Genomic DNA, 14,450 nt, shown 5'->3' with positions numbered 1-14,450 from the left:
CAGGCACGTGCCTGCCACCCCACAACGAGCTATGGCGAAACGCCGGCGAGCTACCGGTCAGCGGGTGACGACCGCCAGGACGTCGCGGGCGGACAGGATCAGGTAGTCCTCGCCGTCGTACTTGACCTCGGTGCCGCCGTACTTGGAGTAGATGACGACGTCGCCCTCTGCGACGTCGACGGGGATGCGCTTGCCGGAGTCGTCGACACGGCCCGGGCCCACGGCCACGACCTTGCCCTCCTGCGGCTTCTCCTTGGCGGTGTCCGGAATGACCAGACCGGACGCGGTGGTCTGCTCGGCCTCGACCGTCTGCACGACGATGCGGTCCTCGAGCGGCTTGATGGAGATCGACATGTCGTTCTCCCCTTCTCGCTTCTTGATTGGCGGGTAAATGACTGGTTGCCGCATCCCGGGGTGTCGAGCCGCCGTCGCGGGGGTCGGTCCGGCACGGATGATGCGGGTCACGCGGGGTCGCCTAAGCGCCTCGCGCACCACAGCAGAATCTACGCGCGGCTTTAGCACTCAGTCAACGCGAGTGCTAAAGCAGTCATGGCGGTTCGCCGTAGGCGTGCTCCGCCAGGCGCCCGCCACCCAACACGTCCTGCCCCTAGCCGAACCACCTTCGGCATTGCGGCAATGCGCCGGGCCGACGGGCGGCCCCGCTGCCTCTCCCAGCCTACCCGCGGGCGGCTCACGCCGCCCTGGCGGCCCGTGTCCAGGCGATGGCCTCGTCCACGCTGGTCTCCCGGTCCCCTAGCAGCGGGGTGCGATCGGTGAGTACGTCCCAGCCGGCCTTCACCGCCGCCCCGCGCTCCCGCAGCCAGCTGTATGCCCAGGTGGAGCGGTTGGCGCGGGCGCGCACGTCACCCACTCCGGATGCATCCACGCCCACGGCCCGGCACACCGCCACCGCACGCGCCTCGTGGAAGTCCTGGCTGACCACAATCGCCTCGGAGACGCCAAACACCTTCCGGGCCCGCACGCAGGTGGCGTAGGTGTCGAAACCTGCATAGTCCACGGCGATCGCCCCGCTCGGAATCCCTATGGACACCAGGTACTCGTACATGGCGATGGGCTCGTTGTAGCTGGCCTGGCCGTTGTCGCCGGACACGAGGATGGCCTCCACCCGCCCGGACTCGTACAGGTCAGCGGCCACGTCCAGCCGGTAGCGCAGCCACGGAGACGGCTCCCCGGAGGAGTACACCGACGCGCCCAGGACGACGGCGACCGGCGCGACCGCATCATCATCCGCGGCCCCGTGGTCCGTCACGTGCCCCGCGGCTGCAGCCCATACCCAGGCATTGGGCAGCGCCACCACCGCCACCGCGAGCGCAACCAGCCCGCCCAGGGCCCAGCGCCAGCGGCGTCGTCTGTCGCGTCGTGCCACGCGATTCCTCCTTCGTCTGCCCCGGTTCGCCCAGCCAGCGGCTAGGGAGTGGGGCTTTTGTGGTGTGCCAGTGATGCCCTGCAGGCGTCACCCCGTACGGACGTGTCAGCGTAGCGGCATAGGGAGCCGGCGTCGGGGATGTTCGCCTCCGGCAGCGCATCGGGACCGTGCGCGCAGCGGAGCGCCGCCACCTGGAGCCCCGGGGGAGGTAGCATTCACCAGGCAGGCCGCGGCGGGGGGCGCCGGTCCACGAACCGTGAGGCGTCTCTAACCGTGAGACGCCTCTCCGGATGCGGCGCGCGGGCAGGCAGGCATGTCATGATTCTCGGCGATGGACGGCTTCGACCTCGCCCCGCTGCTGACTCCCGAAGGTTGGCGGCTGCTCGAATCTCTGCCACCGTACGATCCCGACCAGGCACTCGCCCTGGGCGAGTCCCTGCGCCGCGAGGGTTATTCCTCCGCGCTGGTCGCCGCTGCGCTGACACAACAGCGTCTGCGCCAACGCGCCGCCTCCAAGTTCGGCCCCTTCGCGGAGCGCATGCTGTTCACCTCCGACACCCTGGAGCAAGCCACCCGGCTGACGGTCGCCGCCCATCACGCCTCCCGCTACGCGCGCGCCGGCATTCAGTACGTGGCCGACCTAGGCTGCGGCATCGGCGGCGACGCACTGGCACTGGCGTCATTGTGCCCTCGCGTACTGGCAGTGGACGGGGACGAGCCGACGGCGGCGCTCGCCACCGTCAACCTCTCCCCCTTCCCGAACACCGAGGTGCGCTGCGCCGATGCGCTGGAAGTGGATCTGGCGGCCGCTGGCGTGGACGCGGTCTTCGCTGATCCGGCGCGCCGCTCCGGCGGGCGGCGCATCACCGACCCCGAGCGCTGGTCCCCGCCGCTGGGACGGGTACTGGCTCTGCGCGAGCAGGTGGCGGCGCTCGGCGTCAAGGTTGCCCCGGGGATCGACCATGCGCTGCTGCCGGAAGACGCCCAAGTGCAGTGGGTGAGCGTAGACGGCGAGGTGGTCGAGGCCGGTATCTGGTGCGGTCCCCTGGCTCCGGAGGGACCCGGCCGCTCCGCCCTGGTCCTGCGCTCCGGCGGAGACGGCAATCCCGCCGCCCACGTACTGACCGACCCCGACTGCACGGACCCCACGGCCCCGCCCGCTCAAGTCGAGCCTGTAACCGGAGTGGAGGACCTGGGCGCTGTCATTCACGAGCCGGACGGCGCGGCCATCCGTGCGGGCCTGGTAGCCCACCTCGCGGGCCGCCTGGATGCACGCCCAGTCGGGCACCGCATCGCCTACCTGACGGGTGCGCGGCCCGCCGGGCCGGAGCTGGCCCCCTTCGTACGCTCCTGGAGGCTGGTGGAGGTGCTCCCCCTGCACCTAAAGGCGCTGCGGGCCCGCGTGCGCGATCGCGGCATCGGCCACCTGGAGATTCACTCCCGCGGCGTGGAGATCTCCCCCGACGCGCTGCGCGCCTCCCTGCGCCCGCGGGGCGACGCCGGAGAGGTCTGGCTGTTGACCCGTATCGGCCCACGCGGCGAGGGCGGGCGCGGCCGCTCCCCGAGGGGCGCCGTGCTCGTCGTCGAACCGCTCAGCCGGCCGGAGGCCGACGCGCAGGCCCCTGCGCACGCATCGCCTCCCCCAGCACGTGTCCAGGTACGTAACGATCATCCTTCACCGTAAACGTACGCAAGTGTCCCTGCTCAACGCCTCCGAGAGGAGCTCCGTCATGACACCTACTACCCCCGCATTCACCCGGACGCCCCGCGCACATCTGCTGCATCGTACGGATCTGCCCTTCGCCCGCTCCGCCCGCTCCACGCTCGGGATCGAGTGGGAGCTGCAGCTGGTGGACAGCGACAGCCTGGACCTGCGCCAGTGCGCCGCAGACGTGCTGCGCCTGGTTGGCCAGGATCCGAATATCCACGGCGAGATGATGCTCAACACCGTGGAGCTGGTCTCCGGGGCCCGCCGCACCGTCGCACAGTGCATTGAGGACATTGCGCTCGCCTATGACCGGCTGCTTCCCGTCGTCGAGCCGCTGCGGGTGCAGCTGGCCAGCGCCGGCACGCACCCCTTCGCCGACCCGCTGGTGCAGAAGGTCACCGACGCCGAGCGCTATGCGCGGCTCGTGGAACGCACCCGGCTGTGGGGGCACCAGATGCTCATCTTCGGCACGCATGTGCACGTGGGCATAGAGGACCGCAGCAAGGTGCTGCCCATCTTGTCCGCCCTGCTCACGCGCGCCGCGCACCTGCAGTGCCTGAGCGCCTCTTCGCCCTTCTGGGCGGGTGCCTCCACCGGCTATGCGGATAACCGCGCCATGATGTTCCAGCAGTTGCCGACGGCGGGAGCCCCCCACCAGCTGAACTCCTGGGATGAGCTGGAGGGCTTCGTGGGCGATATGGTTCACACCGGCGTCATTGAGGACTTCACGGAGGTCCGCTGGGATGTGCGCCCGTCGCCGCGGCTGGGCACCATCGAAGTCCGGTCCTGCGACGCCGCCACCAACCTCACAGAGCTGGGCGGCATCGCCGCCCTCACCCAGTGCCTGGTCGAGGACTTCTCCCGCCGCCTGGATCGCGGTGAGCAATTGGACGCGCTGCCGCCCTGGTACGTCAATGAGAATAAGTGGCGCTCCGCCCGCTACGGCATGGACGCCATTTTGATCACGGACTCAGCCGGCACGGAGGAGCTGGTGACGGAGACGGTCGAGCGGATGCTCACCGAGTTGGAGCCGGTGGCGAGCGACTTGGGCTGCGAGTCCGAACTGGACAGCGTCCGGGTGACCTTGGAGGCCGGTGCCTCCTACCAGCGCCAGCTCGCCGCCGCCGAGGCGACCAACAGCAACGAGGCCGCTATGCGCCTGCTGCTGGAGGAGGTGCGCGCCGGACGGCCACTGGCCCCCGCAGAGGTCACCGCCCTGGTTTCTGACGGCATCCACCCCGGCCCCGCCACCCCTCTCCGGCGCCACTTGCGAAACCGGCACAAGTAACGCACCAAGGTCGGTTATATCTACCGACCTCGGTGAGAAGAGGGGCGGGGTAGGCGGGAGGGCGAGGTAGGCGGGGCAGGCGGGAGGCCGGCCTATAGCGCCTGTAGCGCCCTATGGGCTCAGTGGGCCACGGGGATGTCCAGGGGCATGCCGGAGTCGGGGCCGAAGTCCATGGGGCTCGGCTCCACTCCCGCGCGCACGGCCGCCGCGCCCAGGGCGGCGATCTGGGCGCCGTTGTCCGTGCAGTACTTCAGCGGCGGCAGCCGCAGGGTAATGCCGGCCGCCTCGCAGCGCTGCGCCGCGAGCGCCCGCAGTCGCGAGTTGGCGGAGAAGCCACCGCCGATCACCAGGGTGTCGCAGCCAGTGTCCTGGCAGGCGCGCACCGCCTTTGCGGTCAGCGAGTCATTGACCGCCTCGGAGAAGGCGGCGCACACGTCTGCGGCGGGCACCTCCTGGCCGGCGTCCGCCATGGACTCCACGTAGCGGGCGACCGCCGTCTTCAGCCCGGAGAAGGAGAAGTCGTAGCGGTGGCGCTCACGGTCCTTGGCGGCGGCCAGCCCGCGGGGGAAGCGGATCGCCTCGACGTCTCCCTGCTGCGAGAGCCGGTCGACGTGCGGGCCGCCCGGGTAGGGCAGGCCGAGCAGGCGGCCGACCTTGTCGAAGGCCTCCCCGGCGGCGTCGTCGAGGGTGCCGCCCAGCTCGACGACGTCGGTGGCCAGGTCGTGGATGTCCAGCAGGCTGGAGTGGCCGCCGGAGACGATCAGGCCGATGAAGTGCTCGGGCGCGGGCCCGTCGATGAGTTCGTCGACGGCAATGTGCCCGATGACGTGGTTGACCCCGTAGATGGGCTTGGCGAGGGACGCGGCCAGCGCCTTGGCGGCGCTTACGCCGACGGTGAGGGAGCCGATCAGCCCGGGGCCGGCGCTGACGGCTATGGCGTCAACGTCGCCCAGATCCACTCCGGCCCGCTCCAGCGCGGCGTCCAGGGTGGGCAGGAAGGACTCCAGGTGGGCGCGGGAGGCGATCTCGGGGATGATGCCGCCGAAGCGGGCGTACTCGTCCATGGAGGTGGCCACGACGTCGCCGAGCAGTTCACGGCCACGCACCAGGGCGACGCCGGTCTCGTCGCAGGTGGACTCGATGCCGAGGATCAGTGGTTCACTCACGGCGCCCAAGCGTAGCCCGCCCGCAGCCCGGGTGGGGCAGGGCCGGTCAGTAGTGGCTGACTACGGTGGTGCCGGTCTCGGCCCAGTCGTAGTACCAGTGGGCCTCGTCCTCGGGCAGGTTGATGCAGCCGTGCGAGCCGGCGTCGGCCCCGACGCCGAAGTACTTGGCCCAGGGGGCGGAGTGGATCGCGTAGTTGCCCTGCCAGTAGGTCACCCAGGCGACGTCCTTCTGGCAGTAGGACCAGCCGGCGCTGCAACCCAGGTCCTGCTTCGCGTAGCTCAGGTATACCTCGTAGGTGCCGGTGATGGTCTCATTCCCGGGGCCGCCGTGGTTCATGAGAACCGGGCCGTGCACCTGCTCGTAGCCCTCATAGGCGGTGATGGTGGAGTCGGTGAGGTTGATGTCGATCCACTTCTCGTCGGCCTCGGCGGCGTAGGCGAAGCGGTCAGTGCCGGAGGAGACCACCCGCTGCTCAGCGTCTGCCTCCACCTCCTGTACGGCCAGCTCACCGCTGTAGGAGTCGTGCGCCTCCAAGGCGGCAATGATGGAGTCGGTGACCGCATCGCGGTTGGTGACCTCCAGGCCCGCCTGGGCGGGCCTGGCGGGCTCGAGCAGGTTGCCGTCGGCGTCGACGTTATCGATCGCACTGATCGGGTCCAGTTCGACCGAGGCGGCCGCCTGGTCAACCCAGGCGGCGACGCTCTCCTTCAGCAGCACGGCAACAAGTTCGCCGTCGACGGCGGTCGTGCCCACCCAGGAGGCGCGGGTGGCGGCATCGGCCTGGATGGTCTCCCCCGCGCCGGTGACCGTCACCTCGGGAGCGATGAGCGCGTCGGCGTCGGCCGCTGCCGCCTCGGCAGCGGCGTAGGAGACGCTCGGGGCGACGTCAGTCAGGGGCAGCTGCGTGCTCTGGGAGGTCAGGGTGGTGGCGGCGGACTCGACTACTGCTGTCAGTGAGGCCAGGTCCACGCCCCTCCCGTCGCTGCCGGCGACAGCCTCAAAGGCGTCCCCGTCGGCGCTGGGCTGGATGGATGCGTTGACTGCCGGAGTACCCACCTGGGTGTTGATGCGCTCAGCGAGCGCAGCCACGGCCTCAGCGTCCACAGAGACAGCCGGAGCCGCCCCGGCGTGGTCCACGAGGGCGAAGGACACCGACTGCGCGATATCGCCACCGTCCACCAGGGCATCGGCCAGGGACGATGCGTCGACGCGGCCGCCTGCTTGATCCAGCGGTACCTCGACGGTCTGCCCGGCGACGGTGACGGAGACAGTGGTGCTGGCAGCCCGGGTGGCGACGACGTCGGCGACCTCATCACGGGTCATGCCGGCCACGCTCTGCCCGCCAATGCTGGTTCCGGCGGGGGCGAGGTCGGCCGCGTAGGCGGCGTGCCCTGAGACTCCGGCCAGCGGGGCCGCCAGGACGAGCGCAAGCAGCAGTGACAGCACTCGCCTGCGGGCGCGCAGACTGTTAGCTGCATGTCTGGGCGTATGCGCAGCGTCATCGCGTCGCCACTGCGGGAACCTCTTCACCATACCTCCGGCCAAGGAAGTGTAACGGAGCCTGACGGGGAGAAAGTAACGATACAGCCGCCACCTGTGGGAGGCCACCGGCAGCCGCTGTGGCACACGCCGCCCGGAAGCACGCCGCCCGGCGTTATCGCCCGTGCACAGGGGTGTCCGGGCCGGCCCGCCCTGATTCATACGACGCCGCGCAGCAGCTCTGAGCTGAGCTGCTGCGCGGCGCGAGTGTGGGGCCTCAGCCGGAGCCGAGCGCCTCAGGCGGTGGCCTTCTGCCCCTTCCACAGGGCGTGGCCGAGGTCGCGGTTCAGCCGGGTGATGACCTCCAGCGGCACCGACTTGGGGCACACGGCCGCGCACTCACCGATGTTGGTGCAGCCGCCGAAGCCCTCGGCATCGTGCTGGTTCAGCATGTTGACCACGCGGGCGAGGCGCTCCGGCTGGCCCTGCGGCAGCAGGCCCAGGTGGGAGATCTTCGCGCCGGTGAACAGCATGGCTGAGGCGTTCGGGCAGGCAGCCACGCAGGCGCCGCAGCCGATGCAGGCGGCGGCCTCGAAGGCGGCGTCGGCCTTGTCCTTCTGCACGGGCACGGAGTGCGCCTCCGGGGCGGCGCCGGTGTTGACCGAGATGTACCCGCCGGCCTGGACAATGCGGTCCAGCGCCGAGCGGTCCACGATCAGGTCCTTGAGCACCGGGAATCCCGTGGAGCGCCAGGGCTCGATGGTGATGGTGGAACCGTCCTTGAAGGAGGGGTCCTCCGCCAGGTGGCGCATGTGCAGCTGGCAGGTGGTGGAGCGGATCGGCCCGTGGGCCTGCCCGTTGATGACCACGCCGCACTGCCCGCAAATGCCCTCACGGCAGTCCGAGTCGAAGGCCACGGGTTCCTTGCCCTCGGCGAAGAGCTGCTCGTTGAGCAGGTCGAGGACCTCGAGGAAGCTCATGTGCTCCTCGATGCCGGTCATCGAGTACTCCTCGAAGTGGCCCTCCGAGTTCTGGTTCTTCTGGCGCCAGATCTTCAGCTTGATGTTCACTTGTAACTCCGCTGCTTGAGCTCGATGTCCTTGTAGATGAGGTCCTCCTTGTGGAGGATCGGGGGCTGGTTCTCGCCGCCCCACTCCCAGGCCGCCACGTAGAGGAACTCGTCGTCGTGGCGCAGCGCCTCACCCTCGGGGGTCTGGGACTCGGCGCGGAAGTGACCACCGCAGGATTCGCGGCGGTGCAGGGCGTCGATGCACATCAGCTCGGCCAGCTCGAAGAAGTCGAGCAGTCGGCCCGCCTTCTCCAGCGCCTGGTTGAGCTCCATGGCCTCGCCGGTGACGCGGGCGTCCCGCCAGAACTCCTCCTTGAGGGCGCGGATCTGACGGATCGCCTCCCGCAGTCCCTCGTCGCGGCGCTCCATACCGCAGTACTCCCACATGATGCGGCCCAGCGCCATGTGGAAGTCGTCCACGGAGCGGGTACCACGCAGCGCCATGAGCCGCTCAATGCGGTCCTCCACACTTCTGCGGGCCTCGGCTACCTCCGGGGCGTCCGGATCCGCCTTGCCCTCGCGAAGCATGTCCGCCAGGTAGTCGTTGAGCGTGTCCGGCAGCACGAAGTACCCGTCGGCCAGCCCCTGCATGAGGGCGGAGGCCCCCAGGCGGTTCGCGCCGTGGTCGGAGAAGTTGGCCTCGCCGGCCACGTACAGGCCCGGGATGTTGGACTCCAGGTCATAGTCGACCCACAGTCCGCCCATGGTGTAGTGCACCGCCGGGTAGATGCGCATGGGGACCTCGTAAGGATCGTCTCCCGTGATGCGCTGGTACATCTCGAACAGGTTCCCGTAGCGGGCGGAGACGGCGTCCCGGCCAAGTCGGCCGATGGCCTCGGAGAAGTCCAGGTAGACGCCGCGGCGCATCATGCGCTCGTTGCCCTGCGCGTCCCGCTCCTTGATGGCGGGGCCGACGCCACGCCCCTCGTCGCACATGTTCTTCGCCTGCCGGGAGGCGATGTCGCGCGGGACCAGGTTGCCGAAGGCCGGGTAGATGCGCTCCAGGTAGTAGTCGCGGTCCTCCTCCGGGATGTCGCGCGGGTCCTTGTCGCAGTCCTCGGCCTTCTTGGGCACCCAGATGCGGCCGTCGTTGCGCAGCGACTCACTCATCAGGGTCAGCTTGGACTGGAAGTCGCCGGACTGGGGGATGCAGGTCGGGTGGATCTGCGTGTAGCAGGGGTTGGCGAAGTAGGCGCCCTTGCGGTGCGCCCGCCAGATGGCCGTGGCGTTGCAGCCCATGGCGTTGGTGGACAGGAAGAACACGTTGCCGTAGCCGCCGGTGCACAGTACGACGGCGTCAGCCAGGTGGGTGTCGATCTCACCGGTGACCATGTCGCGGGTCACGATGCCGCGGGCGCGGCCGTCGATCACGATCAGCTCGACCATCTCGTGGCGGCGGTACTCCTTGACGGTGCCCGCGTGGACCTGCCGCTCCAGGGCCTGGTAGGCGCCGATCAGCAGCTGCTGTCCGGTCTGGCCGCGGGCGTAGAAGGTACGGGAGACCTGCACGCCACCGAAGGACCGGTTGTCCAGCAAGCCGCCGTACTCGCGGGCGAAGGGCACGCCCTGGGCGACGCACTGGTCGATGATGTTGGCACTGACCTCGGCCAGCCGGTAGACGTTGTCCTCCCGGGCGCGGTAGTCACCGCCCTTGACGGTGTCGTAGAACAGGCGGTAGACGGAGTCGCCGTCGTTGCGGTAGTTCTTCGCGGCGTTGATGCCGCCCTGGGCGGCGATGGAGTGCGCCCGGCGGGCGGAGTCCTGGTAGAAGAAGCACTTGACGTTGTAGCCCTGCTCCCCCAGTGACGCGGCGGCGGCGCCGCCGGCCAGGCCGGAGCCGACCACGATCACGTCGAGCTTGCGGCGGTTGGCGGGGTTGACCAGCTGGGCGTTGAACTTGCGCTGCTCCCAGCGCTGAGCAATCGGGACGTCGTGCGGCGCCTTGGTGTCGGCGATCTTCTCGCCCTCGAGGTACAGGCCTTCGATGAGTTCAGTCATCATTCACTCGCTCTCGATCAGTGGGCGGCGCAGTGGGCGAACTGCTCGGAGGCCGAGCCGATCGCGTCGCAGAACTGGGGGTAGTAGTCGGCCGCCGCCATCGGGGCGTCGACCCAGCCGAACAGGATCGCCGTCGGCACGGACATGAACACGGCGAACAGGCCGAAGGCGACGACGAAGGCGATCAGGCGGATGAGGGGGACGGTGTTGCCGCGAGTGGCGCCGAGGGTCTGCAGCGCCGACCAGACGCCGTGCCACACGTGCAGGCACAGGGCCGCGAGCGCCACCAGGTAGATCAGGTAGACCCACCACAGCTGGAAGCCGTAGTACATGTTGGCGTAGGCGCGCCCGTGGACGTACTCGCCGCCTGGGGTCAGCGTCAGGGTGGTGAACTGCAGGATGTGCCAGATGATGAACAGCAGCAGGATGACACCGCCCCACCGCATGGTGCGCATGGCGTAGCGGGAGGCGAAGTAGTCGGCTCCCGGCTTCTTGACCTCGTACTTGTCATTCCCGCGGGCCTTGCGGTTGCGGTACCAAAGGTGGAAGGCGCTGCCCGCGTGCGCCAGCAGGCACGCCAGGAGTACAGCGCGCAGGATCCACAGCACGCCGCCGTAGGGCATGAGGGGCTCAAGCAGGGTGCGCAGCCAGACCGCGTAGTGGTCATAGGCCATCTCACCGTCGAAGTAGTGGGTGTTGCCGTAGGCGTGCAGCACCAGATAGACGATGAAGACGATGCCCGACCAGGCCATCAGGCGCTTAATGAAGACCGTCGTCGTGTACGCGGCCTTCTTCTTGGGGGGAGCAGACGTTTTGACCACGGCAGCAGTTTACGAACCACCATCAGCCCTTGGTCCCAATCCTCCGCGCCACTCTTGAGCAGATATAAGACATCCTTGCTACGACGCGGAAAACCTGGAGTCTGCGTGCGGCAATCGGCCTCCGCCGAGCGGCCGCATCCGACCTGCCGCGGCCCGCGGACGCCCCCATTTCGTCACATCATTGTCAGACAAATATCAGGGCCCGCGGGAATCTCCCGCACTCCGCACAGGCCCCTTGCAGCTTCAGGCGCCCGTCGCGGCGTCCTGCAGGCCGCGACGCATGACGATGGCGTCCTCCACCGGCGCCAGGTAGTAGCGCCGCCGTCGCCCGATCGGGGCGAAGCCGTGGTTCGTGTACAGCCGCTGGGCACCCGCGTTGGAGGCGCGCACCTCCAACAGCACGGCGCGGCAGCCCGCTTCCGCCGCTACCCGCACCAGCGCCTCCAGCAGGGCCGAGGCCACTCCCCGACGCCGCGCGGCGGGGACGGTGGCGATGGTGAGCAGGTCGGCGTCCCCGCGGCCGTCCCCGTACCACAGGCCGGCATAGCCGACGATGCCCAGGTGACCGGCGGGCTCCTCAGTCGCCTCAGCGATCAGGTAGGCGCGGTCGGCACCCGGACCGGTGGTGCGGTCCAGCTCGGCGGCGAGCGCGGCCGGGCTCCAGGCCTCAGCGCCGAACAGCTCGGGCTCCAGGCGAGAGATCATCTCCAGGTCGGCGGGAACCATCGCGCGCAGACGCACCCCGCCCGCGCGCCGGGCAGCGTCGCCCGGAGGGTGGCTCATCGGACGCTTCCCGCAGGAACATGCACGTCGGGGCGGCGCAGGTACAACGGCTGGGTATCCAGCCCGGCCGCCCGCAGTGCTTCCGGCCCCGCATGCTCGGCCGCTGCGCCCCCAAGCGCGCGCAGGCGCGCCAACGCTATACGCACCTGGGCCGCGGCGTCACCGGAGACGGGGGCCAGCGCCTCACGGCCGGCGACCAGCTCGGGATACAGGGCGGCCCCGGATCCGGCCACGGCGTCGGCGGGGGGCAGCACGCCGTTGTTCTCGCGATCGCGCAGGGCTGCGGGGGTGAGGACCTCGTACTCACCCAGGCGCTCGACGTCGTCGCGGCCCCGGGCCCGGTAGCGGGCGGTGTAGACCTCCTTGCGGCGCGCATCGGTGGCGACCAGGACGGTGGCCGTACTTGCCGCTTCCCGGTCGCGCCGCACGAGCTCGTCAAGAGCGGTGCGGGCCACGGCGTCGAGGCTGGGGACGCCGTAGACGGGTATGCCGCGGGCGCGTGCCACGGCGCGGGCGGTGACCAGCCCGGCGCGCAGACCGGTGAAGGGCGCCGGACCGGTGGCGGCGACGACGGCGTCGAGCGGGGCGGCGGCCACCTCCGGGTCGGCGAGCGCGTCGGCGAGCATGGGGCCGAGGGACTCGGCGTGACGGCGGGGGCTGTCCTGCTGCGCCGCGACCAGGATGTTCAGGCCCATGCCGGCGGCGGTTGCGTCGGGAGTGCCGCCGCCTGCGGCGTCGGCTACAAGCAGCTGCGTTCCCAACGATGAGTCGATGGAGAGGATGCGCACGGGCGCAAGCCTAGATGAGTGATCCCGGCTGTGCGATCGGCCGCCGGGGCGTCAGCCGGCCAGCGGGCCGAGGTCGACGCCGGCCCAGCGGGGGCCGACGGCGGTGACGGTGATGGTGCGGCGGCCGTCGTCGGCCTGCTCCAGGTCGGTGACCGATCCGGGGCCGACGGCGGGTGCGGCCAGTCCGCCGTGGGGGCGCGCGACGGTGATCTCCAGGCGATCGCGCGACAGCGCCTCCGCCTTGCCCTCCCCCCACTCCATGAGGGTGACCGAGTCGGCGACGGAGGAGTCCAGGTCGAGGGCGTCGAGCTCCTCCAGAGAGGAGATCCGGTAGGCGTCCACGTGAATGAGATCGGGCCCGTCGCCCGTGGCGGGGTGAACGCGGGCGATGACGAAGGTCGGTGAGGAAATGCGCCCGCGCACGCCCATGGCGGCACCGACCCCCTGGGCTAGGGTGGTCTTGCCGGCCCCCAGTCCCCCGGTGAGTACGACGACGTCGCCGGCTCGGAGCAGCGAGGCCAGGCGACCGCCCAGTGCCCGGGTGGCCTCGGCGGAGTCGGTGGGGATGCTGATTGAGGCGGCCGGGCCCGCGGGCCGGGCGGCGTCGACGCTCATGCGCGTGTCTCCTGGTAGTGCGGGGCTGGGAGCCGGGTGGCGTCGCGGCCGGTGAGCACGCGGGGGACGCGCTCACCCAGGCGGGTGACGATCTCGTAGTTAATGGTGGAGCAGACCTGGGCCCAGTCATCGGCTGTGGGGGTGGTGGCGTCGTCGCCCGCGCCCCACAGCACGACGGTGTCCCCGGCTGCGGCGGGCGGGGGCACCGGGGCGCCCTCGGGGGTGGTGGCCGGGCCGAGGTCGATGACCACCTGGTCCATGCACACGCGGCCGACGATGGCGGAGCGGATGCCGTTGACTGCGGCCGGACCGCCGTTGGAGGCGGCGCGGGGGATGCCGTCGCCGTAGCCGAGGGGGACCAGGCCGAGCCAGCGGTCGGTGGGAGCGCGCCAGGTGCCGCCGTAGGAGACCGCCTGTCCCGCCGGGATGCGCCTGACCTGGGTCAGCGGCGCCTCCAGGCGCATGGCGGGGCGCAGGTCGAGGGCCGCGGAGGTGGCAACGGCGGGGTCCGGGGACAGGCCATACAGTCCGATACCGATGCGCACCAGGTCCAGGCGGGTGTCGGGCTGCCAGAGCAGACCGGCGGTGGCCGCCAGGTGCCGCACACGCGGGTTCAGCCCCGCTTCGGCCACAACACGCTCGGCAGCCAGGAAGCGGGACAGGTGCTTCTCGGTGGAACCGGAGGCCGGCTCATCGGCGCGAGACAAGTGGCTCCACAGTCCGACCATGGCGATGGTTCCCGACTGCTCAGCGAGTTTGATCGCTTCGGCCAGCGCAGGCAGATCAGTGGGAGTGGCGCCGCCCCGGGACATGCCGGTGTCCACCTTGAGGTGGATACGGGCCGGTCCTGGTGCGGGTTGGCCGTCGGCAGAGTCGTCCAGTTCGGCGCGGGCGGCCGCCACAATCGCGTCGAGTTGGGCGCGGGTGGACACCGACAGGTCCAGGCCGGACGCAAGCGCCGCCCGCAGCGGTGAGCCCGGCGCGGCGGCCTGCTCCGGGGTGAGCACGGGCAGCAGCCAGCACAACAGGCGGGGCCGCTCGGGCATGGGCACGGAGTCGGGATTGCGCGAAGGACGGGCGACGCCGGCGGCGTCGAGCAGGGCGCGCAGGCGCAGGGCCTCGGCGAGCTGGGCAACGCCGAGCCAGGTTGCGCCGGCGCGCAGGCAGGTGCGCGCCACCGGGCCGATGCCGTGGCCGTAGGCGTCGGCCTTTACCACCGCCATCCAGGGCACGCCGCCGACAGCGGCAAGCACATGGGCGTTGTGGGCGATGGCGTCGAGGTCAATGACGGCGCGGGATGTCGTCGCTGGAAGCGGAGTGCCGGTGGACGCGTTCACGGTTGCGATT

General features: G+C 70.4%; 13 protein-coding genes. 2 read left to right on the top strand and 11 right to left on the bottom strand.

The window, feature by feature from the left end; genetic code table 11:
* Positions 1–57: 57 nt before the first annotated feature.
* Positions 58–354, bottom strand: coding sequence for a co-chaperone GroES (gene groES, locus GZ997_RS09215; RefSeq protein WP_092532878.1), 297 nt, complete (start codon positions 352–354; stop codon positions 58–60).
* Positions 355–691: 337 nt separating this feature from the next.
* Positions 692–1,387, bottom strand: coding sequence for an ElyC/SanA/YdcF family protein (locus GZ997_RS09210; protein WP_237564140.1), 696 nt, complete (start codon positions 1,385–1,387; stop codon positions 692–694).
* 331 nt (positions 1,388–1,718) lie between these two features.
* On the opposite strand from GZ997_RS09210, the gene GZ997_RS09205 reads away from it, so the two are divergent.
* Together GZ997_RS09205 and GZ997_RS09200 are read left to right on the top strand one after the other, a co-directional pair.
* The gene (locus GZ997_RS09205; RefSeq protein WP_162679655.1) at positions 1,719–3,071 is read left to right on the top strand and encodes a class I SAM-dependent methyltransferase; all 1,353 of its coding nucleotides are present in this window, start codon (positions 1,719–1,721) and stop codon (positions 3,069–3,071) included.
* A gap of 46 nt (positions 3,072–3,117) precedes the next feature.
* Complete coding sequence (locus GZ997_RS09200) at positions 3,118–4,383, top strand: glutamate--cysteine ligase (RefSeq protein ID WP_162679654.1); 1,266 nt, start codon at positions 3,118–3,120, stop codon at positions 4,381–4,383.
* 119 nt (positions 4,384–4,502) lie between these two features.
* Here GZ997_RS09200 and tsaD read toward each other — a convergent pair whose 3' ends face one another.
* From tsaD to alr, 9 genes are all read right to left on the bottom strand, one after another.
* A complete protein-coding gene (gene tsaD, locus GZ997_RS09195; RefSeq protein ID WP_161924715.1) occupies positions 4,503–5,549 on the bottom strand; it encodes a tRNA (adenosine(37)-N6)-threonylcarbamoyltransferase complex transferase subunit TsaD in 1,047 nt (348 codons plus the stop codon).
* A 46-nt stretch (positions 5,550–5,595) separates the two neighbouring features.
* Positions 5,596–7,083 (bottom strand): L,D-transpeptidase family protein, encoded by a 1,488-nt coding sequence (locus GZ997_RS09190; RefSeq protein ID WP_162679653.1) that lies wholly within the window; start codon positions 7,081–7,083, stop codon positions 5,596–5,598.
* A gap of 242 nt (positions 7,084–7,325) precedes the next feature.
* Positions 7,326–8,099, bottom strand: coding sequence for a succinate dehydrogenase/fumarate reductase iron-sulfur subunit (locus tag GZ997_RS09185; protein WP_086614064.1), 774 nt, complete (start codon positions 8,097–8,099; stop codon positions 7,326–7,328).
* Positions 8,096–10,096, bottom strand: a complete 2,001-nt coding sequence (locus GZ997_RS09180) for a fumarate reductase/succinate dehydrogenase flavoprotein subunit (protein WP_162679652.1) — start codon at positions 10,094–10,096, stop codon at positions 8,096–8,098. The genes GZ997_RS09185 and GZ997_RS09180 overlap by 4 nt, the downstream gene beginning before the upstream one ends.
* A gap of 17 nt (positions 10,097–10,113) precedes the next feature.
* Positions 10,114–10,917, bottom strand: a complete 804-nt coding sequence (locus GZ997_RS09175) for a succinate dehydrogenase cytochrome b subunit (RefSeq protein WP_161924717.1) — start codon at positions 10,915–10,917, stop codon at positions 10,114–10,116.
* Between the two features lie 243 nt (positions 10,918–11,160).
* Positions 11,161–11,643, bottom strand: coding sequence for a ribosomal protein S18-alanine N-acetyltransferase (gene rimI / locus GZ997_RS09170; protein ID WP_162679714.1), 483 nt, complete (start codon positions 11,641–11,643; stop codon positions 11,161–11,163).
* A gap of 53 nt (positions 11,644–11,696) precedes the next feature.
* A complete protein-coding gene (gene tsaB, locus GZ997_RS09165; protein WP_162679651.1) occupies positions 11,697–12,488 on the bottom strand; it encodes a tRNA (adenosine(37)-N6)-threonylcarbamoyltransferase complex dimerization subunit type 1 TsaB in 792 nt (263 codons plus the stop codon).
* 51 nt (positions 12,489–12,539) lie between these two features.
* A complete protein-coding gene (gene tsaE / locus GZ997_RS09160; RefSeq protein WP_161924719.1) occupies positions 12,540–13,103 on the bottom strand; it encodes a tRNA (adenosine(37)-N6)-threonylcarbamoyltransferase complex ATPase subunit type 1 TsaE in 564 nt (187 codons plus the stop codon).
* Entirely contained in the window at positions 13,100–14,440 is a 1,341-nt protein-coding gene (alr, locus tag GZ997_RS09155) for an alanine racemase (protein WP_343212316.1), read from the bottom strand. Before alr ends, tsaE begins: the two co-directional genes overlap by 4 nt.
* Positions 14,441–14,450 lie beyond the last annotated feature (10 nt).

Source organism: Actinomyces sp. 565 (genome assembly GCF_010365615.1).
Lineage (GTDB): Bacteria > Actinomycetota > Actinomycetes > Actinomycetales > Actinomycetaceae > Actinomyces.
This window is presented reverse-complemented; position numbering and strand designations above follow the sequence as displayed.

Excerpts from the sequence above, each read along its gene's own strand:
- groES (WP_092532878.1), bottom strand. The coding sequence starts at position 354 with ATGTCGATCTCCATCAAGCCGCTCGAGGACCGCATCGTCGTGCAGACG.
- GZ997_RS09205 (WP_162679655.1), top strand. The coding sequence starts at position 1,719 with ATGGACGGCTTCGACCTCGCCCCGCTGCTGACTCCCGAAGGTTGGCGG.
- GZ997_RS09200 (WP_162679654.1), top strand. The coding sequence starts at position 3,118 with ATGACACCTACTACCCCCGCATTCACCCGGACGCCCCGCGCACATCTG.
- GZ997_RS09190 (WP_162679653.1), bottom strand. The coding sequence starts at position 7,083 with ATGGTGAAGAGGTTCCCGCAGTGGCGACGCGATGACGCTGCGCATACG.
- GZ997_RS09180 (WP_162679652.1), bottom strand. The coding sequence starts at position 10,096 with ATGACTGAACTCATCGAAGGCCTGTACCTCGAGGGCGAGAAGATCGCC.
- rimI (WP_162679714.1), bottom strand. The coding sequence starts at position 11,643 with ATGGTTCCCGCCGACCTGGAGATGATCTCTCGCCTGGAGCCCGAGCTG.
- tsaE (WP_161924719.1), bottom strand. The coding sequence starts at position 13,103 with ATGAGCGTCGACGCCGCCCGGCCCGCGGGCCCGGCCGCCTCAATCAGC.